Source organism: Paraburkholderia sp. 22098, assembly GCF_052045935.1.
Lineage (GTDB): Bacteria > Pseudomonadota > Gammaproteobacteria > Burkholderiales > Burkholderiaceae > Paraburkholderia > Paraburkholderia caledonica.
Window position 1 is genome coordinate 20,460 of the sequence record NZ_JBQEPV010000003.1, and the last position, 21,398, is coordinate 41,857.

A 21,398-nucleotide genomic window follows, 5' to 3' on the forward strand; every position below is an offset into this window, starting at 1 on the left:
AGCGCGCCTTTCATATCGACGAGGCGCGTGGGTCAAGGTTCGCCGCCTAGGCGGTGGCGAGGGTTTTTTCGAGTGCAGCGATGAACGCTTCGTTTTCTTCCGGCAGTCCGATCGTGACGCGCAGCCACTGCGGTAATCCGTAGTTGCCGACCGGACGCACGATCACGCCCTGCTTCAGCAATTCAGTGTTCACCCGATTGCCCGCCGCATCGTCATTGCCGACGCGCACCAGCACGAAATTGCCGTCGGACGGCACGTATTCGAGGCCGAGCTTCTCGAACGCTTCAGTCAAACGGCGATAACCCTGCGCGTTGAGCGCCGCGCTTTTCTCCAGGAACGCCTTGTCGTTGAGCGCGGCGATGGCTGCGGCTTGCGCGAGCGTGTTCACATTGAACGGTTGACGCAGACGGTTCAGCAAGTCGGTCAACTCCGGTTGGGCGATCGCGAAGCCGACACGCAGGCCAGCGAGACCGAACGCCTTCGAAAACGTGCGCGACACGAGCAGGTTCGGATAACGGCGCACCCACTCGATGGAGTCGTAGCGCTTTTCCGCGGGCAGATATTCGGTGTACGCCTCGTCCAGAACCACTGCCACGTTGCGCGGCACCTTGTCGAGAAACGCTTCGAGCTTCGAACCTTCGATAAACGTACCGGTCGGGTTGTTCGGATTGGCGACGAAGATCAGGCGCGTGTCGTCGGTGATCGCGGCCAGCATCGCGTCGAGATCGTGCCCGTACTTGACCGCCGGCACCACGATCGCACGCGCGCCGAGGCCTTGCGTGGCGAGTGCGTAGACCGCGAACGAGTACTGCGCATAAATGATCGACTGCCCTTTCTCGACGAACGCGTGCGCGGCAATTTCGAGAATGTCGTTGCTGCCATTGCCGAGCGTGATCCAGTCCGACGGCACGCCGTAGCGCTCGCTCAGCGCGGCCTTCAGTTCGAACGCATTCGCGTCGGGATAGCGGCCCAGCTCGCTCGCTGCTTGCGCCATCGCACGTTTAGCCGACTCCGGCATGCCGAGCGGGTTCTCGTTCGATGCGAGCTTCACGATGTTCGCTTCGTCCAACCCGAACTCGCGCGCCACTTCAGAAATGGGCTTACCGGCAATGTAGGGCGCTATAGCGCGTACGTAAGAAGGACCGAAGGACGTTGTCATGAAATCTCCGAACGATTATTAGAAAAGTCGCGGCCAGCGCGCCGGCCTGCTGTCTGCGTGAGCTTACTCGCCGACCGGTGACCGTTAGCGCGCACGCGGATACGAGCCGAGAATCTTCAGAAATGCTGCCTTCTGGCCAAGCTCTTCAAGCGCGGCCGCTACAGCCGGATCGTCGCGGTGGCCCTCGACGTCGATATAAAAGTAGTACTCCCACGTACCCACGCGCGCTGGCCGCGATTCGAAGCGGGTCATCGAGACGCTATGACGAGCGAGCGGCTCCAGCAGCTTGAACACGGCGCCCGGTTCATTAGCCACCGACACGATCAGCGACGTCTGGTCGTGTCCGCTCACGCCTGTGCGTTCCTTGCCGATCATGACGAAGCGGGTGCGGTTGTGCGGGTCGTCCTGAATCAGCGCATAGGCGACTTGCAAGCCGTAGTGGGTCGCAGCGCGGTCGCCCGCGATCGCCGCGACGGTCGGATCTTCCGCCGCCATGCGCGCGGCTTCCGCGTTGCTCGACACCGCCTGACGCTCCAGATGCGGCGCATTGGTCGCGAGCCAGCGCTGACATTGCGCGAGCGCCTGCGCGTGCGCACACACGCGCGTGACGCCCGCAAGGCCGCCATTCAGCGTCAACAGATTGTGATGAATCGGCAACGCAAGTTCGCCGCCAATGGCCAACTGCGTTTGCAACAGCAGATCCAGCGTGCGCGATACCGCGCCTTCGGTCGAATTCTCGACAGGCACGACGCCGAATTCGGCGGCGCCCGCTTCGACCGAGCGAAATACTTCGTCAATCGAAGGACACGGCAGCCCCTCGATCGATTGACCGAAGTACTCGTGCATGGCCTGCTCGCTGTAGGTGCCCACCGGCCCGAGGTAAGCCGCCTTGATTGTCTTTTCTAGCGCCCGGCTGGCCGCCATGATCTCGCGCCAGATCGCGCTGATATGCTCGCTCGCGAGCGGCCCCTCGCTCATGTCCTGCAGACGGGCGATTACCTGCTGCTCGCGTTCGGGGCGAAACACCGGCGCGTTGAAATGCTTTTTGACCTCGCCGACTTCGAGCGCCACCGCGGCGCGCTGATTGAGAAGCGCGATCAGCTGCGCATCGAGCGCGTCGATGCGTTCGCGAAGAGGTTTGAGTCGGTTATTGAGTTCGTCGTCCATGCGTGAAAACGGTCCTGCCGATAGCTGCTGGAAAAAAGCGTGCTGGAAAGGATGCGCGCGCCGAATGCCGAAGCACTCAGGCGCTGCGCTGTTCAAATTCCTTCATGTATTCGACAAGCGCTTTGACGCCTTCGAGCGGAACGGCGTTGTAAATCGACGCCCGCATGCCGCCGACGGACTTGTGGCCCTTTAGCTGCACCATTCCCCGCGCTTTCGCGCCGGCGAGGAATTCTTCATTGCGCGACTCGTCGGCGAGGAAGAACGGTACGTTCATCCGCGAACGCGAGCTACGCTCGACCTTGTTCAGATAGAAGCTGCTCGAGTCGATCGTGTCGTACAACAGCTTCGATTTTTCGAGATTACGCGCTTCGATTGCAGCAAGGCCGCCCTGCTTCTTCAACCATTTGAACACCAGCCCCGCGATGTAGATCGCATACGTGGGCGGCGTGTTGTACATGGAATTGTTCTCGGCGACGGTCTTCCATTCGAACGCCGACGGGCAAATGGCCTGCGCGCGATCCAGCATGTCCTCGCGCACGATCACGACCGTCACGCCGGCCATGCCGATATTCTTCTGCGCACCGCCAAACAGCACGCCGTATTTGGCGATGTCCATGGGACGCGACAGGATGTGAGACGACGCGTCCGCCACCAACGGCACGTTGCCGAGATCAGGAATCTCGAATGTCTCGACGCCGTGGATCGTCTCGTTCGTGCACAAGTGCACGTAAGCCGGATCGTCCGACATTTGCCATTCGGAAAATGCAGGCGCGCGCGTGAAACCGTCAGCCGTCTCGCCGCTTGCCGCAACGTGCACGGTGCCGTACTTCTGCGCTTCCTTCAGTGACTTTTGCGACCACGAACCCGTGACGACAAAATCGGCGCGCGGCTTCGAACCGAGCAGGTTCATCGGCACGATTGCGTTTTCGCCGAGACCGCCACCTTGCAGAAACAGGATGCGGTGGCTCGCCGGCACGGCCAGCAACTCGCGCAGGTCGAGGAGCGCTTCCTCGTGGATCGACATGAATTCTTTTCCACGATGGCTCATTTCCATCACGCTCATACCGCTGCCTTGCCAGTCGAGCATCTCGTCGGCTGCCTGACGCAGCACTTCTTCGGGCATGGCCGCCGGGCCGGCGGAGAAATTAAAGACGCGCATCGTGAGATCCTGAAAGCGGCGCGAAAACGGAAGATCGCGCACGAGTCGGCGAAGAGGCCGCCGCGAAAATAAGCTGCTGAACCGGCTAGATTTATTGACAGACGAGAAACGCTGTGTCGATCTGCAACGCGGCGATCAAAACGCAGCAGGCCCCACAATCTCGCGCCAAAAAATAATGGCCATTTGCGCACACGCGCAAACGGCCATTATCGCACTGTCCCCGCGAACCCGCCAAACCCGGCGGCCCGGCAAGGGGCCGCCACTGGCGCGCGAGCGCAGTCTCCGCCCGAGGCTTTACTTAGCCGGCTTGACCGAAGCGACTTCCTTGTCAGCCTGGTCACGCGTCGCCTTGATCGATTGCGGCATGTACTTTTGCATCAAGCCGTTGACGACGTCGCGGCCAACCTGGTCTTGAACCTGGATGAACTTGCGGCCCGTCGGGCTCTTGTAGAACGTGGTCAGATCTTTGATTTCCGACGTGCTGTAGTACTTTGCGTACGCATCGTACTGAGCTTGCATTGCGTCCTGGCGGAAGCTGTCCGTCGCGAAGACCTGGCCTGCGCCGTCAACCAGCTTCGGCACTGCGTTCTTTTGCAGCGTCGGGACGGAAGCCTGCTTCTGCTTGTCCGTCATCGTCTTGTTCTCGCTCAGCGCGTCCGAGAGGATAGCCGGGACCAGCTGCTTTGCTTGCATTTGCGCGCTGTTGCCGATTGCGCCGACGAGCTTCTGCGCGTCGATTGCGTCCAGCAGGTCCTTGATTGCAGCCTGCTTGGCCGGATCAACCGGTGCTGCGGCAGCAGCCGGAGCCGACGGAGCCTGGCTCTGAAGCGCTTGAGCCATTGCAAACGTCGGCACGAGGGCAGCCAGCAACGCCAGTTGTTTAAATCGTTTCTGCATCATTACTCCCTAATAGAAATTGACTTGAACTGCTTGCCGCGCAGAAAGCATGTCGGCCCGACACGCTATTGTTTCCTGCGCAGCTTTCAACCGGTTAACGAATGCGCAAGCCGCGACGCAGGTCAGGCCGCACCGCCGTCTTCGACGTCGTTGCTGCCGTCGGCGGGACCTTCGGCGTCGCCTTCCACATCGACGTCTGCTTCTGCTTCGGCAACCTGTTGCAGACCTGAAAGCTTGGTCCCTTCGTCAAGGCTGATGAGTGTAACACCTTGGGTTGCACGGCCCATTTCTCGAATTTCCGACACGCGCGTACGGATAAGCACGCCCGTATTGGTGATCAGCATGATCTGCGCTTCCTGATCGACCAGCGTGGCCGCGACGACCTTGCCGTTGCGCTCCGACGTCTGGATCGCGATCATGCCTTTCGTGCCGCGACCGTGACGCGTGTACTCGGTGATCGGCGTGCGTTTGCCAAAGCCGTTTTCCGTAGCCGTGAGCACCGACTGCTGCTCGTCGCCCGCCACCAGCAACGCGATCACGTTCTGACCGTCTTCGAGTTGCATGCCGCGCACGCCGCGCGCCTCGCGTCCCATTGGCCGCACGTCGTTTTCGTCGAAGCGGACCGCCTTGCCAGAATCGGAGAACAGCATGACGTCGTGTTGACCGTCTGTGATAGCCGCGCCGATCAGGTAATCGCCGTCATCGAGACCGACCGCGATAATACCCTTGCGCAACGGTCGGCTGAAGGCTTCGAGCGGCGTCTTCTTTACCGTTCCTAACGCGGTGGCCATGAACACGAACTTGTCTGCGGAAAATTCCTTGACCGGCAACACGACCGTGATCTTCTCGCCTTCCAGCAGCGGGAACATATTGACGATCGGACGACCGCGCGAGTTCCGCGAACCTTGCGGCACTTCGTAGACCTTGACCCAATACACGCGGCCGCGGTTCGAGAAGCACAGAATATGGTCGTGCGTGTTCGCGATGAACAGCGTGTCGATCCAGTCGTCTTCCTTCATGGAAGTCGCCTGCTTGCCGCGACCGCCGCGCTTCTGGGCGCGATATTCGGACAACGGCTGCGATTTGACGTAACCGGCGTGCGACATGGTCACGACCATTTCTTGCGGCGTAATCAGATCTTCGGTGTTCAGCTCGGTTGCGTTGAGCTCGATCTTCGAGCGGCGCGCGTCGCCGAATTCCGACTTGATCGACGTGAGTTCGTCGACGATGATCGCCGTAATCCGCTCCGGGCGCGCCAGGATGTCCAGCAAATCGGCAATCTGCGCCATGACGTCGCGATACTCGCCAATGATCTTGTCCTGCTCCAGGCCGGTCAGGCGTTGCAGACGCATCTGCAGAATTTCCTGAGCCTGTGTGTCGGACAAACGGTAGAGGCCGTCCGACTGCATACCGAAGGACGGATTCAATCCGTCAGGACGATAGGCTTCGCGGCCACCGGCCGACGCGTTTTCCGTTTCGGCGCGCGACAACATTTCTCGCACCAGGGAGGAATCCCACGGACGCGCCATCAATTCCTGCTTAGCGATGGGCGGAGTCGGCGCGGCCTTGATGATCGCGATGAACTCGTCGATATTGGCGAGCGCAACGGCCAGACCCTCGAGCACGTGCCCACGTTCGCGAGCTTTGCGCAGTTCGTATACAGTGCGCCGCGTCAGCACTTCCCGGCGATGCGACAGGAAGCACGACAACATTTCCTTCAGATTCAGCAGCTTCGGCTGGCCGTCGACCAGCGCGACCATGTTCATGCCGAAGGTGTCCTGAAGCTGGGTCGCCTTGTACAGATTGTTCAGGACGACTTCCGGCACTTCGCCGCGCTTCAACTCGATCACGACGCGCATACCGCTCTTGTCGGACTCGTCGCGGATATCGGAAATGCCTTCCAGCTTTTTCTCGTTGACAAGTTCGGCAATACGCTCGAGAAGCGAGCGCTTGTTCACCTGATACGGCAATTCGTCGACGATGATCGACATGCGCTGGCCGCGATCGATCTCTTCGAAGTGCGTCAGCGCGCGCATTACCACGCGGCCACGGCCGGTGCGATAGCCGTCGCGCACGCCTGCCACGCCGTAGATGATGCCGGCGGTCGGGAAATCGGGGGCCGGAACGATCTCGATCAGCTCGTCAATCGTGGCTTCCGGGTTCCTGAGCAGGTGCTGGCACGCGTCGACAACCTCGTTCAGGTTGTGCGGCGGAATGTTGGTCGCCATGCCGACCGCAATACCCGACGAGCCGTTGATCAGCAGATTGGGAATGCGCGCGGGCAGAATGGCCGGCTCGTTCTCGCTGCCGTCGTAGTTCGGCGTGAAATCGACCGTTTCCTTGTCGATGTCGGCAAGCAGTTCGTGGCCGATCTTGGCCATGCGGATTTCGGTGTATCGCATGGCCGCGGCGTTGTCGCCGTCGACCGAACCGAAGTTGCCCTGGCCGTCTACGAGCATGTAGCGCAGCGAGAAGTCCTGCGCCATCCGGACGATGGTGTCGTATACAGCCGTGTCGCCGTGCGGGTGGTACTTACCGATGACGTCGCCGACGATACGCGCCGACTTCTTGTACGCGCGGTTCCAGTCGTTGTTCAGTTCGTGCATCGCGTAAAGCACGCGCCGGTGGACCGGCTTCAGGCCATCGCGAACGTCGGGAAGCGCACGCCCTACGATCACGCTCATCGCGTAATCGAGATACGAACGGCGCATTTCCTCCTCTAGGGAGATTGGCAGAGTCTCTTTGGCGAATTGATCCATTATCCGTATCTTTTACGTGCGAAGGCGACGGGAAGACGGCGCCTTCGCGTAAGCATTGCAGGCGCAACGCATCACGCGATTCTAACATGCCGGTCATCCGCGCCCGACCGTCGCACGTATACCTATTAGCGAGTGCTCGGCAAAGGCGTCAGAGCGGCGTTCAAATGCCCCATATCCGGGCCGGCCAGGCTCGATTAATGCGTGGGGCAATTTCGCGCTCAGCCATGACTGGCGGGACGCTCCGGGCGATCGGTTCTGTTGCGCATGCACCACAATTGGAAGGCGTTTTGATCGGGGGCGGATTTTTTTATCGTCGGAAGGGAACGATATGGCAAAATGCCAACGCACAAAGAGTCAGACACTGCTCGAAGTCTACACACAACGTTTTTTGTTTGGCACCAATGTTATACTTCGAGCAATGTATGACTTGTCTTCGTCAACAGGCTCGCAGTAAACCTGCGGTAATCTCAAATTCGAGAGGAGAAATATGAATAAACTTTCAAAGCTCGCGTTCATTGCAGCTACCGCAGTTATGGCTGCATCCGCAATGGCACAGTCGGTGCCGGCGTCGCGACAAGCTACCAATGACAACTGGGTGAATGGTACTGGCGAATACGTGTGGATGAACGGCACGAACGAGCTTTGCTGGCGCGATGCATTCTGGACGCCGGCAACGGCTAACGCAAAGTGCGACGGCGCACTGGTTGCCCAGGCTCCGACGCCGCCGGCACCGGTCGCACCGGCACCGGCCATCACCAGCCAGAAAATCACGTATCAGGCTGACGCACTGTTCGACTTCGACAAGGCTATCCTGAAGCCGGCTGGCAAGGAAAAGCTGGACGATCTGGCATCGAAGATCCAGGGCTTGAACCTCGAAGTCGTCGTGGCAACGGGTTACACGGACCGCATCGGTTCGGACAAGTACAACGACCGTCTGTCGCTGCGTCGCGCTCAAGCTGTGAAGGCATACCTCGTCAGCAAGGGCATCGAATCCAACCGTATCTACACGGAAGGCAAGGGCAAGCGCAACCCGGTCACGACCGGTTGCAACCAGAAGAACCGCAAGCAACTCATCGCCTGCCTCGCACCGGATCGTCGCGTGGAAGTCGAAGTTGTCGGTACTTCGAAGCAGTAAGCTACAAACTACCGCAGTACAAAAAGCCCCGCTTCGGCGGGGCTTTTTTTTGCGCAGACTGCGCAGATCGCCGATCAAGCCAGGCGAGCGCCGCCAACCGCTTGCACGCGCGGGCGGCATTTTGCCGCCCCGGCCCCTCGCCTATATACTCCGGGTTTATCCTCGAGCGCCCGCTCACCGCTCTCATCGAGGCAGCTTCGCCATGACCAACGCCGATCCCCACGAACTACAGAAATTCAGCGACCTTGCGCATCGTTGGTGGGACCCAAACGCCGAGTTCAAACCGCTGCATGAACTCAACCCCGTTCGCTTGAGCTGGATCGACGCCCACGCGCATCTGGCCGGCAAGCACGTGCTGGACATCGGTTGCGGCGGCGGCATTCTGTCCGAGTCGATGGCCGGCCTCGGCGCGCACGTCAAAGGAATCGACTTGTCGAGCGAAGCTCTTGGCGTCGCCGATCTTCACAGCCTTGAAAGCGGTGTAACGGTTAATTACGAGGAGATCGCCGCCGAGGCGCTCGCCGCACGTGAGCCGGGCACCTACGACGTGGTCACCTGCATGGAAATGCTGGAACATGTGCCGCAGCCCGCCGCGATCGTCGAGGCGTGCAAGACGCTCGTCAAACCGGGCGGCTGGGTGTTCTTTTCCACGCTCAACCGTAACGTGAAGTCATACCTGTTTGCGGTGATCGGCGCGGAATACATTGCGCGCATGCTGCCCAAAGGCACGCACGACTATGCGCGTTTTATCCGTCCGTCCGAACTCGCGGGCTTCGTGCGAGCCACCGGCCTGCGCACTGCAGACATCAAGGGTATTGTCTATAACCCGCTCAGCAAGCACTTCGCGCTTTCCGCAGATACGAGCGTGAACTACATGCTCGCCTGCCGCCGCGACGCCTGATCCGCCCGAACGCCGACCCAATCCAATCGATGAGCGATCCTACGCCCCTGCCCCAACGCGAAGACCACGATGACGCACTGGGTCTTTGCCAAGCCGTGCTGTTCGACCTCGACGGCACGCTGGCCGATACGGCGCCAGACCTTGCCGCCGCCGTCAACAAGATGCGCCATGATCGCGGGCTGGATATGGTCCCGCTCGAAAGACTACGGCCGCTCGCGTCGGCTGGCGCGCGAGGGCTGCTCGGCGGGGCGTTCGGCATTGGGCCCGACGACCACGAGTTTGCATCGATGCGCGAAGAGTTCCTCGCCAACTACGAAGCGGACCTTTGCATCGAAACCACGCTCTTTCCGGGCATCCCCGAACTGCTGGATGAACTCGATGCGCGGGGCGTGCGCTGGGGCATCGTCACGAACAAGGTCGCGCGGCTCACGGAACCGCTGGTCGCGCAACTGGGTCTGGAAGAGCGGGCGGGCTGCGTGGTCAGCGGCGATACGACTCCGCACTCGAAACCACACCCGGCGCCGTTGCTGCACGCCGCTCGCGAACTCGATGTGACGCCCGAGCGCATCGTCTACGTCGGCGACGATCTGCGCGACGTGCAGGCGGGGTTTGCTGCCGGCATGAAGACTGTGGCTGCGGCCTACGGCTACTGCGGGGACGATATTCCGCCGACGCAATGGCATGCGCAGCATGTCGTGCAGTCGCCGGCCGAGCTGCAGAAGCTGCTTCGCGACATCGGTTAGCGACCGGCCTCGGCACTGGCCCGAACGGACAGCTCACATCCACCAGGAATGGGCCAAGACACGGCCGTCAAACTATTGTAAAATATACGTTGGCTCGAAGTTCTGAGCAACGAACCGCGGGGGCGACCTGGTTTCGACAGGGGTTGCGAAGCGGCTAGGGCATGTCGAGGACCCGTAACCTCGTTAATCAATGGGAAAAACGTAACTGCAAACGACGATACGTTCGCACTGGCAGCCTAAGGGCCGCCGTCCTCTGCCTAGTTCACTGACGGGCTAGAGTCGCAAGACCGGTAGCAATACCGACAGAGGTCATATACGTCAGTTAAGCCTTGACGGAGTCACGACGTCCGGGTCGAAAATCTAGTGAATCGCCGTAGTGCAGCGTGTTCGTCCGCGTCACTATGGTTAAATCAAATGACAGAACTAAACATGTAGAACTAGTCGTAGAGTGCTTCTGGACGCGGGTTCGATTCCCGCCGCCTCCACCAGACACCTTTCAGGCAAATGGCAATGCCTTAACGAATACCCCGACGGCGCTAGCCGCTCGGGGTTTTTTGTCTTTAGATCGCCAGCGCTTCTGCATGGCGATCCCACCCACCACGAACTGTGCAGCGCAGATTGCGTCGGCGTTTATTGCGTCGGCGCTCATTGCTGACGAATTGAGCCCAGCGCGCGTTGCACGGCCGCGTCAATCGCTGCCGGCTGCGGATCCGTGCCGGCTACGCTTTGTAGAGGCTGGGTACCAACCACCGCCAGCGGCATCTCATTACCCGCTGCAGCCGTCTCTATCTTTGCCTCAACCGCCACCCGCTCCACCTTGGCATCCACCACCGCGTGTTGCACATCCACGCGAGTCGCCGGCTGACGGTCTCCAACGGTCAGCACGAGTTCATTAACGCGCGCCACTTCGTCGAGATCAAGGCTCGCCGTTACCGCCTTCAGTTGAAGAAGCCCAACGACTGTTGCATACCGCGCCCGAATGAGATCGCGGCGATTCGCGAAAAACGCGTCGGATGCCCGCAGTACATCTGCGCTTCCGCGACTACCCACGCGATAGCCGACCTTCGTCGCGTTGAGCGCGGCGCGCGAACTCTGCACCAATCGCGACAGTGCTTCCACGCGGGCGACGCCGGCAAGAAAGCGCGACCAGTATTCGCGTGCGCTCGCTCCCGCCAACCGTGTCGCCGCAACCAGTTCGTCCTGTGCCCTGTCTTCGAGTGCCAGTTTTTCGTCGATGTTCGCGCTCGTTGCACCGCCTTCGAAAATGGGGATGCTCACCGACAGCATCGCCGTCGTTGTCGTCGTCGGGCGGACGTAGCCGGACGCTGCGCCGGCTGGCGTATGGCTCGCCGTCAGATTCACGACCGGTAACCGAGCTGCGCGAGCCTTCTCGACCTCGAGTTCTGCAATGCGCCGATCGATCTGCCTCAGTTGCACCGTGTAGTCGTGCGCCTCGGCTTGCGAGGCCCAGCTTTCCATATCTTCCGGGTACAGTCCTGGCATGACAGCGGCGTCCGACAAGCGCGACAGCCCCGCAAACCGCTGCCCCGTGAGGTGTTCTAGCGCGAGCCGTTTCAACTGCAAGTCGTCCCGGGCGTCCAATTGTTGCGACCGCGCCTGTTCGCAAGCCGCCTCCGCTTCCTGCACATCGATCACCGTGGCCTCGCCGGCACGCCGCCGGCGCCGCAGTTCTTCCAGGTGCACATCCAGCGCCGCCGAGTAGTCGTCGGCGCGTGTCAGTTCGTCTTCGGCTGCGAGTTCGTTGAAGTACGTTTGCACGGCGCGCAAAATGGCCGCTTGCTGCACACGCGCGAGATCCACCGCGCCGCGCGCCTGAACGAAATCCGCCTGCTTATAAGTGGCCCATCTGCTCCAGTCGAAAACAGGCTGCGTGAGCGCGACAGTCCACCCGTTCTGCCAGTAGTGGGTGTTCGGAACGCCCTCGGTCACCGTGCTGTTGTACGCCCGCCCCCAACCCGCCGCCACTTGTGGCAGCAGCGCCGCGCGGGCTTTCGGCAAGGCCTCTCCCGCGGCTCTCGAGCCGGCGCGAAACGCCGCCAGATCCGCGTCGTGATCGGTGCTCTGCTCCACCACGGTAAGCAGATCGACAGCCGCTGCAGCATCTGCGTAAACCACGCTGCTGAACACAAGCAGTGCGCCCGCGATCGTGCGTTTATTCATCCGTCAGAACTCGCTCGCGAGCCTCGCATAGCAGTTCACCGTCGACCAATCGATAGCGCGTGTCGAACGCCGAAGCGAGCGACATGTCATGCGTAATCACGACCACCGTGCGTTCGAGACGCAGCAACAAGCCGACAACATGCCGCACGGACGCGGGGTCGAGGTTCGAAGTCGGCTCATCGAGCAGCAGCAGTTCCCGCTGCTGATACAACGCGCGGGCCAGCAGCAGCCTTTGCCGCTGGCCCGCTGAAATATTCGCGATCGTGTCGCTAATCACCGTGCGCGTGCGCATCGGCAAGCGCATGACATCGGACAGCAAGCCGACGTCGTCTAGCAATGCATGAATGCGCGCCTCGTCCGCATTGCCCGCGAAAAGTGAGACGTTGTCGGCAATCGAGCCGTGCAGGATCAGATCGCCCTGCCGCATATGAACGGCATGTCGTCGGATTTCATCGACGCTGAGATTCGGCCACGCGATCCCGTTTAGCGTGATCTCGCCTTCCTGCAGCGGCTCGGCTGCGGCAAGCAGCTTGAAGAGCGTCGACTTGCCGGTTCCCGAGGCGCCGGTAATCACAATCTTGTCGCCCCGCCGGATCACGATGTTCGCGTCCTTCAGCACCGGTTGATCGGAAACGCCGTAGCGGAACGTGACGCCGCGCACGTCGATGCGCTCGAACGTTCGCACCTCGACGGCCTTATGCATCTCGCCGGGCTCGGTGTACCGCTCCGCTTCGCCATCGACGATATCGCCCACGCGCGCAACCGGAACACTCAGCATGAAATATTCGAAGGCTGCGTTGACGGCTCGCGCAAAGCGCTCGGACAGCAGCGACTTGTAGATCAGAAACGAATAGAAGACGCCCACCGAAATCGTGCCGCTCAACATCAGACGCGCGGCGAACCAGCTCACCGCGATCATGTCCGCGTAGTCCACAAGTTTGAGGATCGCGTCACGTGCGCTCGCGAGACGGCTGTTCTTCACCAACGCCGCCATATACGCGCGATATTTCCCCATGAAGATCGCCGTGCGCCGCGCCTCGCCCTGCGACAGCTTGATCAACGAAGCCCCGCGTATCGTTTCGATAAGCGTGTCGTCGCAGCGCGCCGACTCCTCCAGCACCAGTGCATGGGTATCGCGCATGTGCGAAAACAGCGCGAAGGACACCGCCACGTAGACCATGAAAATCAGCACGGCGATCAGCGTGAGTTGCCTGCTTTGTACCAGCATCAATGCGAGCGCGAGCATGCCGACCGCGACGTCGATGCAGGACGAGATCGTAGTGCGCGTGGTGAAGGCGCTAACTTCGTCTTGCGCCTTCACGCGTGCGAACAGATCGCCGACGTGACGCTTCTCGAAGTACGGTATGGGGTTGCGCAACAGTTGCGCCACGATTCCCTCGGTCATGTTCATCTGCACTAAACCGTGCAGAAGCTCGACGAGGTAGGTCTGAACGTACTGGCTCAACGCACCGACGATAAAAATGCCGCCGAACGTCAGCATCAACACATTGAGCAGGTTCAGGTTGTCGGCGGCGACGACGTCGTCGAGCAACAGATTGCCGAGGTACGGCATGGCGAGAATCGCGAACTGGCTGCCGAGCGCGACGAACATCACCTTGGCGATCTGCGCGGTGAGTTGCGGATTGAGCGCACGCACGCGAGCCAGCGCGCCTGGCACACGCGACTTGTTGCGCACACGCGGCATGGCTGGCGTCGGCGCACATTCGAGCAGGTAGCCGGACACATTCGCGACAAAGGTGTCCATGGAGATGCGCCGCCGCCCGCACGCCGGATCGATCACTTTCACATAGCCGCGCCCGCAATTCTCGAAAACGACGAAATGCGCGCCGCCGAAGTGCAGAATCGAACCGCGCTTGATGCTCGGCAGATCGCCGGCGTCAAAGCGGTATGCCTGCACGGCGAGGCCGAATTCGACTGCTACGTCGTACAGGTCCATCAGCGAAAGGCCGTTGGCTGAGATCGGCCTGAAAGCCTGCAACTCACGCACTTCAATGGCTCGGCCGAAGTGCGACAGGACCATGGCCAGACACGCGTAGCCGCACTCGGCAACTTCGTTTTGATAGATAGCGCGCATCGTCAAGCTCGCAGCATGCGGAAAAATGGCGCGAGCACCCATTCGGCGATGGTGCGCCGTTCGATCACGATGCTCGCCGTCGCGGCCATGCCGGGCAGAATGTCGAAGCGTTGCCGTTCGAACCTGAACTTGTCGTCGCTCAACGTGGCCCACGCCATGTAGTCGCCTTGCGTACCGCGCGGCTCCGAAGCGCCCGCCGGTGACATCCCTGATCGCACCGTGGTGCGGGAGATCGAATCAATGCGCGCCGCGTAGCTGCCGAATTTTGCATAGGGAAACGCGTCGAACTTGAGCCGCACAACTTGCCCTTCGCGGATAAAGCCACGCCGTCGCGAAGGAATACGCAATGCAGCGCGCAGCGGCCCCTTCTCGCCGGTCGATATCACGAGTGCCACGTCGTCCGTGGACAGCGTGCGGCCAGGAACGAGCCCAGAAAACGTAACGACGCCTGCCTTCGGCGCGGAAATGGTCGCGTCCTGGCGAATCTGCTCGAACCGCACACGAATGTCCTGGAGTTCGCGCGCATGGCGCGCTTCGAGTTCAGTCAACTGCGCACCAAGCCCGGTTTGGGTTCCGAGTGCCGCGCCGAGTTCGGCGTTCAACTGTTGACGGCGCGCGGCGCTCTGCGCGACCGACACTTTCGCCTGATGCGTCACCGCCCTCGCCTGTTCGACGCGGTCTGCGGTGACGTAGTCCGACACCGATTCGAGCCGTGCGACCGTACGTTGCGCTTCGTTGGCTAATTGCTCGTTCTGGCTCAATTGCTCATCGAGCGCGAGGATCTCCGCCCGACGGCTTTGCGCGGCAAGACGTGCGGCGTCCAGTTGCGCGCTGAGGTCGGCTTTGCGCTGCGTGTATTGCGCTTCGCTCGTACGAATCTGCTCGTCGCGGTCATGCGCGTCAAAAGCCGGGCGCTGCCGGCCGTCGCTCGCCAGCGAAAGATCGCGCTCCAGCCTGAAGAGCGGTGCGCCCTGCCCGACGCGCGCCGAGGTGCTGACATAGATGTCCGAAACCAGTCCGCTCAGCCCCTGGATCTTGATTTCCGACGGCGACACGATTTCCGCGCGCACGTCCTGTTTCAGCTCGACGTCGTGAACAAACGCGAAAACGACCGCGACAACGATGAGCGTGGACGCCGCATAGGCGAGCCAACGCCACGAGACGTCCCTGAATTGTGGGAGATAAATCGGTTCCATAGCCTCGTTGCTGCCGGATGCCAGCGGGAGCTGGTCTGTGCGCATTTCTATGCCTGCGCGCTTTTGGGACGAATGCGATACCGTGGCTCTTGCGCTGGGCGGGAAAGCTTTAGCGAACGGGCGCGAACGAGTACATCGAGGGATGGCCGGCAACCAGCCAATCCGAATAGTTGCTCGCGGCCGCGGCTTCGATATACCTCGCAACTTGCTGGACAGCGCCTGTACCGGCAAGCGGCAACGGATCGAATATTTCGGCGCCGAAGTGGCCGCGCTCAAAGCGCAGATAGAACGGCAGCAATATCGCGTCGAACTGCGCGCCCAGCCGGAACACACCGTTATGAATTCGCGCGTTGCGCCCAAACATGGAGACGCTCACCGTCTCCATCGGATAACGGTGCAGCGCGAACGGAGGCACGTCGGCAAACAACACCGCGACGCCACTTCGCTTCAACGCGCGCGCGACACGCAGGCCGAGGCCATTGCGATCGTCTTGCCCGTAGGTGTACAGCACGTTCACGCCTGGTATGAGCGAGTGATCATCGCCATACATATCTCGTGGCACGCCGGACACCACGGCGATTGATTCGAGTCCGAGCAACGCCCGCAATTCGTCGATGACATAAATGTTCGCGTATTGCGACACATAATGAAACGGCGACACGATGACCGGGCGACCCGGTTCATTTGCCTGCAGTTGCCTGATTCGTGTGGCGAGCGAACTCGCGATCTGCTGCAGGTCGGACCATGCTTCGCTGCCACGCGACAGCCGGCCAAAGTAAATCCGCTGGTCGATCAGGCGCTCCCGGAAGCGGCCGGCGGCAATGCGGCCCGGGTTGCGCAGTGGCAGGTCAAGTACGTCGCGGCCAATCTCGTAACGGCACACGCCTTCCCACCGCGTACGCGCATCGACGAGCCGATAGACCCGCCATAAAACGGCGGACAGCGGCTCGATTGCCGATCGCGGCATGCGCGCAATCAACGCGACCTGTACGCTGCGCCTCGCACTCGCGATCCGGTTGCGCAGGAAAGTCAGCACGTTCCACCCGACGACCCACGGCTTCATGTTGGCGTTCGTTCGTGTGCCGGGACCGCGCCAGCGGGCGCGGTCCCGGCACGGTCGAGCATTAGGCGCGCGACTTGACCGGAGCAGCGCTCTTCAGCGTCGTCGGCGTCGTATTTGCGGTGCTGCTCTTGCAGCAACCGCCCGCAACAGCGGATTTGGCCAGTTCATTACGGTTGATTTTTTGCATTTTTGTTTACCTAAGTTAACTGAATAATGATTAGCTCGAAAGTAATTTCTTGCTCATCGAGCGGCGCAAATTCTAGCACCCGGGATTTTCTAGAAAACGGCATCTTGACGGAATTTTTCATTTATCTTTATTCATCGGAATTTTCTCCGCTTAATCCATGAATATTCCAGATTACGTTGCCCGGCGGCGCACATGGCGAGCCTGCCCGGGCTATGACGGCTGTGACCGTCGGATCGACCAGTCGGTTCTATTCCAGGCGTGGTATGGGCGCACGCTAAAAATACCAATCAATCATTTTTGTTAATGACCGCGTGTTCATGAAAAACATACACCCGGCTAATTCGCCGCTCCCACATACAATGCGAAACATTCCTACGTCAAAATAGGAATTAACTTAGGTCAACAAAGCCGCGATAAATCACGCCTTGCAACGTCGCGACGCGTTGCTAAACCCGAATCCGTCGCCTACTGTGACAGTGCGACCGCAAACGCACCGGGAACGAGATGACGACGCGAATGAACATCGGGCCGCAAGTGAATAGCGAACACATCCGGCAAACGTGGAATAAATCTCCCGGCTCGTTCGTTGATACCTCACGCGCGGACGCGAGCCGCTCTGCGCGCTAACAACTCACACGATCACAAACAACAGGAGCCGACATCATGCGCAAAACCCTCTTCTGCCTCGCCTTGCTGGCACTGCAACAGGCCGCTTTTGCCGAACCCCCGAAGGTTGTCGACGGCCGCTTCGTTACCGCCGACGGCATGACGCTCTACACCTTCGACAAGGACACCACGCCAGGCGTCAGCGCCTGCACGGGCGGCTGCATGAGCTATTGGCCGGCCGCCGTGGCGAGCCCCTCCGACAAACCGTCCGGGGACTGGACACTGATTCCGTCGGCGGACGGCAAGCAGCAATGGGCGTACAAAGGTCATCCGCTTTATCGCTACTCGGCGGACAAGCAGGCGGGGGACGCAAAAGGAGACGGCTTCAAGGACGTCTGGCACACGGCAAAGCCCTAACCGGCGCCCAGACGCACAACCAACGAAAAACGCCGGCAAAGCGCCGGCGTTTCAACTAGCAAAAATGCACTGAACAGCAGCCTACTCGTCTTTCGGACAGCGCAGGTTGCAGCCATTCGGGTCGCCCAGGTCGCCGCGCTTGCGCATGGCCGACTTCTTGTCCGACTGATATTTGTCCGACGGCGCGGAAGCCGCGAACGGCATTTGCGGATGTTCAGCAAGCCGGAACTGCTCCTGCAGAATGCCGCCCGGCACGCCCGGCGAATTCTGCGCGAAAGCGACCGGAATGGTCACGAGGAGCAAACCAGCCGACGCTGCGGCGGCGCATGCATGTACAAGAGCTTTCATATCGATTCGTAGCGCGGCCTGGCGCGCGGTTGGGCAAAAGCGGAAGCTTAGAGAGTATCCCAAACGAAAGCCATACGCAGCGTCGAACGCGCCACGATGTTTACAACCGCTTACGCGCCTGCTCCGCTCAATCCTGCTTCGAGGTCCACGACTTTGCCGCACTCGCGCGGATCGTAGCCTTGCAGTTGATCGACGCTTTCATGAAACGCGCTGCCGCGCAACAGTTCGATCACCGTGGACAGCGGCTCGCGCTCGAGCCGCGCGCGGTCGCATGCGAAGTAATAGTCTTCGTCGACGGCAGGAATGAAGTCGAGCCCAAAATGATGCGCCGCCGGTTCCACGCCAAAGCCCACGTCGGCCATGCCGCTCGCAACGAATGCGGCGATCGCCGAATGCGTAAGCTCCGCCGACGCATAACCATTCACCCGATCCGGGTCGATGCCGAGCTTTGTCAACGCCAGATCCAGCAGCATGCGCGTGCCGGAGCCATGTTGACGATTGACGAAGCGGATGTCGTCGCGCGCAAGGTCGCTCAGGCCGCCGATGGTCTTCGGATTACCCTTGCCCAGAAAAAGCCCCTGCTTGCGCCGCGTCAGATGCACGAGCACATGGCGTTGCGGATCGAGCCAGCGCCGGTACGTATCGGCGCAAGCCTCGCGAAACTCGCCGAGCGGCAAGTGGAAGCCCGCCAGTTCACACTCGCCGCGCGCGAGCGCACTCACGGCGTCCGCACCGTCGCGGTATTTGATTTCGACGGGCAACTCGTTCGCGACCAGCGCGGTCACGAGCGCCGCCACGGCATAGCCATGCGATGCGTGAATGCGCACGTGATCGACGGGCGGCGCGAGCCAACGATTCAGATCGCTTGCCACCTCGCTCGCCAGCGCCTGCATATTGCCGTCGAGCCGCTCGCCGCATAAACGCTGGGCACGCAGCACCGCGTGGCCGAGTTCCGAAAGCACCGAACCTCGGCCGCGCTCCTTCGCGATCAGCGGACCGCCCAGACGCTCCTCGATTCCGCGCAACAAACCCCACGCGTGACGGTAGGACAAACCCTTAAGCGTCGCCGCCTGCGCAATGCTGCCCGACTCGTTCACGAGAGCGAGCAACGGCACGACGTCCGACAGGCTTGCCTCCCGACCGTCCGGACCCTTCAACACCAGTTGCGCGTGGCACTCGATTCTGATCATATATGTACAGGTTTCTCCTATTGCATAGGCCGTTTCGCCCGCCTATCGTTCGGCTATCCCATATCGAATAAACGAAGCATAAGTGCACACATTATGAATAACAAGTGCATATATGACTTTGGAGGAGCCCCCACTTGGACGATCTCATCGCCTTCGCGCCGGAACAGCTCGTAGAGCGTCATGCGCTGCCTGGCAAGTCGCTGCTAGCGGTGCTGCACGCGATTCAGGACGAACTCGGTTACGTGCCGCCCGCCACGGTGCCATCGCTCGCTCGCGTGATGAACCTGTCGCGCGCGGAAGTGCACGGCGTCATCACCTACTACCACCATTTCCGCACGAGTCCGGCGGCGCCCGTCACGGTGCAACTGTGCCGCGCGGAAGCCTGCCGCAGCATGGGCACCGAGGCGCTCGCGCAGCACATCGAGGCGCACACGGGCTGCCGCTTCGATGCGGGGCATGAAACCGGCGACGCGGTCGAACTCGAGTCGGTGTACTGCCTTGGCCAATGCGCGCTGTCGCCGGCAATGATGGTGAACGGCACGCTCCATGCCAAGGTTACGCCGCAAAAATTCGACGCCATTTTCGCGGCCGCCAGCAAATGCGTGGAGGTGACGGCATGACGCGCATCTATGTTCCCCGCGATTCGTCGGCGTTGGCACTCGGCGCCGATGCGCTGGCCGACGCGATCAAAGCCGAGGCCGCACGCCGCGGCATCGCGATAGACCTGATCCGCAACGGCTCGCGCGGCTTGCTGTGGCTCGAACCGCTCGTCGAAGTGCAAACGGCCGAAGGCCGCGTCGGTTACGCGAACGTCGAGGAAAGTGACGTAGGCACGCTCTTCGACGCTGGCTTCGTCGACGGGGGCGAGCATGCTCGCCGCGTCGGCGTGGTGGACGAGATTCCGTATCTGAAGAAGCAACAGCGTCTGACGTTCGCGCGCATCGGCATCACCGACCCGCTTTCCACCGACGACTACGTTGCGCACGGCGGTCTCGAAGGCTTGCGCCAGGCGTTGCAAACCGACGGCGACGCCGCATGCGAAGCGCTGATCGAATCGGGCTTGCGCGGACGCGGCGGCGCCGCGTTCCCCGCCGGCATCAAGTGGCGCACGGTGCGCGCGGCGAAAGCCGCGCAGAAGTACATCGTCTGTAATGCGGACGAAGGCGACTCCGGCACGTTCTCCGACCGCCTCGTGATGGAGAGCGACCCGTATGTGCTGATAGAAGGCATGATCATCGCGGGCGTCGTGACCGGCGCAACGGCCGGCTATATCTACGTGCGCAGCGAATATCCGCATTCGATCGCGACGCTGGAAGCCGCAATCGCAAAAGCGCGCGCCGCCGGCTGGCTCGGCGATAGCGTGCTCGGCTCCGCGCATCGGTTCGAATTGTTCGTCGCGAAGGGCGCCGGCTCGTACGTCTGCGGCGAAGAAACCGCGCTGCTCGAATCGCTCGAAGGCAAGCGCGGCATCGTCCGCGCGAAGCCGCCGGTGCCCGCGCTGGTCGGTCTGTACGGCCAGCCGACGGTGATCAACAACGTCATCACGCTCGCCACGGTGCCGATCATCTTCGCGCGCGGCGCGGCGTTCTACAAAGACTTCGGCATGGGCCGTTCGCGCGGCACGCTGCCGTTCCAGCTGGCAGGCAACGTCAAGCAAGGCGGACTCGTGGAACTTGCCTTCGGCGTGACACTGCGCGAACTGATCCACGACTACGGCGGCGGCACGGCAAGCGGCCGGCCCGCGCGCGCCGTGCAGGTTGGCGGCCCGCTCGGCACCTATCTGCCGGAAAGCCAGTGGGACATTCCAATGGATTACGAAGCGTATGCGGCGGTCGGCGCCGTGGTCGGCCACGGCGGTCTCGTCGTGCACGACGACACGTCGAATCTGGCCGAACTCGCGCAATACGCGATGCACTTCTGCGCGCTCGAATCCTGCGGCAAGTGCACGCCGTGCCGCATCGGTTCCACACGCGGCGTCGAAGTGATCGCACGAATCCGTAACGGCGACACGTCCACGCGGCAAGTGCAGTTGCTGCGCGATCTTTGCGACACGATGGTGTCCGGCTCGCTGTGCGCGATGGGCGGCATGACACCTTACCCCGTGCTGTCCGCACTCGACCATTTTCCTGAAGACTTCGGTCTCGCCGACGCTCGCGCCGACGCACCGAAAGCCGCGGCCTGAACGAGGAGCCCAA

At 61.3% G+C, this 21,398-nt stretch carries 17 protein-coding genes and 1 other RNA gene; 7 read left to right on the forward strand and 11 right to left on the reverse strand.

Going from position 1 to position 21,398, the window contains the following annotated elements; translation table 11 throughout:
- Positions 1-46: 46 nt before the first annotated feature.
- From hisC to gyrA, 5 genes are all read right to left on the reverse strand, one after another.
- Positions 47-1,159 (reverse strand): histidinol-phosphate transaminase, encoded by a 1,113-nt coding sequence (gene hisC / locus ACTJLB_RS06780; RefSeq protein WP_288826161.1) that lies wholly within the window; start codon positions 1,157-1,159, stop codon positions 47-49.
- A gap of 84 nt (positions 1,160-1,243) precedes the next feature.
- On the reverse strand, positions 1,244-2,326 hold the full coding sequence (pheA, locus tag ACTJLB_RS06785) for a prephenate dehydratase (protein WP_027804783.1): 1,083 nt from the start codon (positions 2,324-2,326) through the stop codon (positions 1,244-1,246).
- 76 nt (positions 2,327-2,402) lie between these two features.
- Positions 2,403-3,485, reverse strand: a complete 1,083-nt coding sequence (serC, locus tag ACTJLB_RS06790) for a 3-phosphoserine/phosphohydroxythreonine transaminase (protein ID WP_088175425.1) — start codon at positions 3,483-3,485, stop codon at positions 2,403-2,405.
- Between the two features lie 294 nt (positions 3,486-3,779).
- Positions 3,780-4,382 carry a DUF2059 domain-containing protein gene (locus ACTJLB_RS06795; protein WP_027776416.1) on the reverse strand — a complete coding sequence of 201 codons (603 nt, stop codon included), beginning with the start codon at positions 4,380-4,382 and terminating at the stop codon, positions 3,780-3,782.
- Positions 4,383-4,504: 122 nt separating this feature from the next.
- Positions 4,505-7,141: a DNA gyrase subunit A gene (gene gyrA, locus ACTJLB_RS06800; protein WP_027804785.1), complete on the reverse strand. Its 2,637-nt coding sequence runs from the start codon at positions 7,139-7,141 to the stop codon at positions 4,505-4,507.
- A 487-nt stretch (positions 7,142-7,628) separates the two neighbouring features.
- On the opposite strand from gyrA, the gene ompA reads away from it, so the two are divergent.
- The 4 genes from ompA (at position 7,629) to ssrA (ending at position 10,408) form a co-directional block, all read left to right on the forward strand.
- On the forward strand, positions 7,629-8,276 hold the full coding sequence (gene ompA, locus ACTJLB_RS06805; protein ID WP_013340148.1) for an outer membrane protein OmpA: 648 nt from the start codon (positions 7,629-7,631) through the stop codon (positions 8,274-8,276).
- A 202-nt stretch (positions 8,277-8,478) separates the two neighbouring features.
- Positions 8,479-9,177 carry a bifunctional 2-polyprenyl-6-hydroxyphenol methylase/3-demethylubiquinol 3-O-methyltransferase UbiG gene (ubiG, locus tag ACTJLB_RS06810; protein WP_440782858.1) on the forward strand — a complete coding sequence of 233 codons (699 nt, stop codon included), beginning with the start codon at positions 8,479-8,481 and terminating at the stop codon, positions 9,175-9,177.
- Positions 9,178-9,206: 29 nt separating this feature from the next.
- The gene (gene gph, locus ACTJLB_RS06815) at positions 9,207-9,920 is read left to right on the forward strand and encodes a phosphoglycolate phosphatase (RefSeq protein ID WP_440782859.1); all 714 of its coding nucleotides are present in this window, start codon (positions 9,207-9,209) and stop codon (positions 9,918-9,920) included.
- A gap of 118 nt (positions 9,921-10,038) precedes the next feature.
- Positions 10,039-10,408, forward strand: a transfer-messenger RNA (tmRNA) gene (ssrA, locus tag ACTJLB_RS06820).
- 157 nt (positions 10,409-10,565) lie between these two features.
- Here ssrA and ACTJLB_RS06825 read toward each other — a convergent pair.
- From ACTJLB_RS06825 to ACTJLB_RS06840, 4 genes are all read right to left on the reverse strand, one after another.
- Entirely contained in the window at positions 10,566-12,101 is a 1,536-nt protein-coding gene (locus ACTJLB_RS06825; protein WP_440782860.1) for a TolC family outer membrane protein, read from the reverse strand.
- Positions 12,094-14,196, reverse strand: a complete 2,103-nt coding sequence (locus tag ACTJLB_RS06830; RefSeq protein WP_440782861.1) for a peptidase domain-containing ABC transporter — start codon at positions 14,194-14,196, stop codon at positions 12,094-12,096. Before ACTJLB_RS06830 ends, ACTJLB_RS06825 begins: the two co-directional genes overlap by 8 nt.
- Positions 14,197-14,198: 2 nt before the next feature.
- Entirely contained in the window at positions 14,199-15,392 is a 1,194-nt protein-coding gene (locus ACTJLB_RS06835; protein ID WP_408131012.1) for an HlyD family secretion protein, read from the reverse strand.
- Positions 15,393-15,501: 109 nt separating this feature from the next.
- Entirely contained in the window at positions 15,502-16,455 is a 954-nt protein-coding gene (locus ACTJLB_RS06840; protein ID WP_440782862.1) for a hypothetical protein, read from the reverse strand.
- Positions 16,456-17,305: 850 nt separating this feature from the next.
- On the opposite strand from ACTJLB_RS06840, the gene ACTJLB_RS06845 reads away from it, so the two are divergent.
- Positions 17,306-17,665, forward strand: coding sequence for a COG4315 family predicted lipoprotein (locus ACTJLB_RS06845; RefSeq protein ID WP_020068987.1), 360 nt, complete (start codon positions 17,306-17,308; stop codon positions 17,663-17,665).
- Positions 17,666-17,746: 81 nt separating this feature from the next.
- On the opposite strand, the gene ACTJLB_RS06850 is transcribed toward ACTJLB_RS06845, so the two are convergent.
- Positions 17,747-18,013: a hypothetical protein gene (locus ACTJLB_RS06850; protein ID WP_020068988.1), complete on the reverse strand. Its 267-nt coding sequence runs from the start codon at positions 18,011-18,013 to the stop codon at positions 17,747-17,749.
- 110 nt (positions 18,014-18,123) lie between these two features.
- The gene (locus tag ACTJLB_RS06855; protein ID WP_392394228.1) at positions 18,124-19,203 is read right to left on the reverse strand and encodes a substrate-binding domain-containing protein; all 1,080 of its coding nucleotides are present in this window, start codon (positions 19,201-19,203) and stop codon (positions 18,124-18,126) included.
- 134 nt (positions 19,204-19,337) lie between these two features.
- Between ACTJLB_RS06855 and ACTJLB_RS06860 the strand changes: the two genes are divergently transcribed.
- Both ACTJLB_RS06860 and ACTJLB_RS06865 read left to right on the forward strand, forming a co-directional pair.
- Positions 19,338-19,823: an NAD(P)H-dependent oxidoreductase subunit E gene (locus ACTJLB_RS06860; protein ID WP_020068990.1), complete on the forward strand. Its 486-nt coding sequence runs from the start codon at positions 19,338-19,340 to the stop codon at positions 19,821-19,823.
- Complete coding sequence (locus tag ACTJLB_RS06865; RefSeq protein WP_408162363.1) at positions 19,820-21,385, forward strand: formate dehydrogenase beta subunit; 1,566 nt, start codon at positions 19,820-19,822, stop codon at positions 21,383-21,385. The genes ACTJLB_RS06860 and ACTJLB_RS06865 overlap by 4 nt, the downstream gene beginning before the upstream one ends.
- Positions 21,386-21,398: the final 13 nt, after the last annotated feature.

Excerpts from the sequence above, each read along its gene's own strand:
- ACTJLB_RS06865 (WP_408162363.1), top strand. The coding sequence starts at position 19,820 with ATGACGCGCATCTATGTTCCCCGCGATTCGTCGGCGTTGGCACTCGGC.
- hisC (WP_288826161.1), bottom strand. The coding sequence starts at position 1,159 with ATGACAACGTCCTTCGGTCCTTCTTACGTACGCGCTATAGCGCCCTAC.
- ACTJLB_RS06795 (WP_027776416.1), bottom strand. The coding sequence starts at position 4,382 with ATGCAGAAACGATTTAAACAACTGGCGTTGCTGGCTGCCCTCGTGCCG.
- ACTJLB_RS06845 (WP_020068987.1), top strand. The coding sequence starts at position 17,306 with ATGCGCAAAACCCTCTTCTGCCTCGCCTTGCTGGCACTGCAACAGGCC.
- pheA (WP_027804783.1), bottom strand. The coding sequence starts at position 2,326 with ATGGACGACGAACTCAATAACCGACTCAAACCTCTTCGCGAACGCATC.
- ACTJLB_RS06855 (WP_392394228.1), bottom strand. The coding sequence starts at position 19,203 with ATGATCAGAATCGAGTGCCACGCGCAACTGGTGTTGAAGGGTCCGGAC.
- gyrA (WP_027804785.1), bottom strand. The coding sequence starts at position 7,141 with ATGGATCAATTCGCCAAAGAGACTCTGCCAATCTCCCTAGAGGAGGAA.
- serC (WP_088175425.1), bottom strand. The coding sequence starts at position 3,485 with ATGCGCGTCTTTAATTTCTCCGCCGGCCCGGCGGCCATGCCCGAAGAA.
- ACTJLB_RS06835 (WP_408131012.1), bottom strand. The coding sequence starts at position 15,392 with ATGGAACCGATTTATCTCCCACAATTCAGGGACGTCTCGTGGCGTTGG.
- ubiG (WP_440782858.1), top strand. The coding sequence starts at position 8,479 with ATGACCAACGCCGATCCCCACGAACTACAGAAATTCAGCGACCTTGCG.
- ACTJLB_RS06830 (WP_440782861.1), bottom strand. The coding sequence starts at position 14,196 with ATGCGCGCTATCTATCAAAACGAAGTTGCCGAGTGCGGCTACGCGTGT.
- ompA (WP_013340148.1), top strand. The coding sequence starts at position 7,629 with ATGAATAAACTTTCAAAGCTCGCGTTCATTGCAGCTACCGCAGTTATG.
- gph (WP_440782859.1), top strand. The coding sequence starts at position 9,207 with ATGAGCGATCCTACGCCCCTGCCCCAACGCGAAGACCACGATGACGCA.
- ACTJLB_RS06850 (WP_020068988.1), bottom strand. The coding sequence starts at position 18,013 with ATGAAAGCTCTTGTACATGCATGCGCCGCCGCAGCGTCGGCTGGTTTG.
- ACTJLB_RS06825 (WP_440782860.1), bottom strand. The coding sequence starts at position 12,101 with ATGAATAAACGCACGATCGCGGGCGCACTGCTTGTGTTCAGCAGCGTG.
- ACTJLB_RS06840 (WP_440782862.1), bottom strand. The coding sequence starts at position 16,455 with ATGAAGCCGTGGGTCGTCGGGTGGAACGTGCTGACTTTCCTGCGCAAC.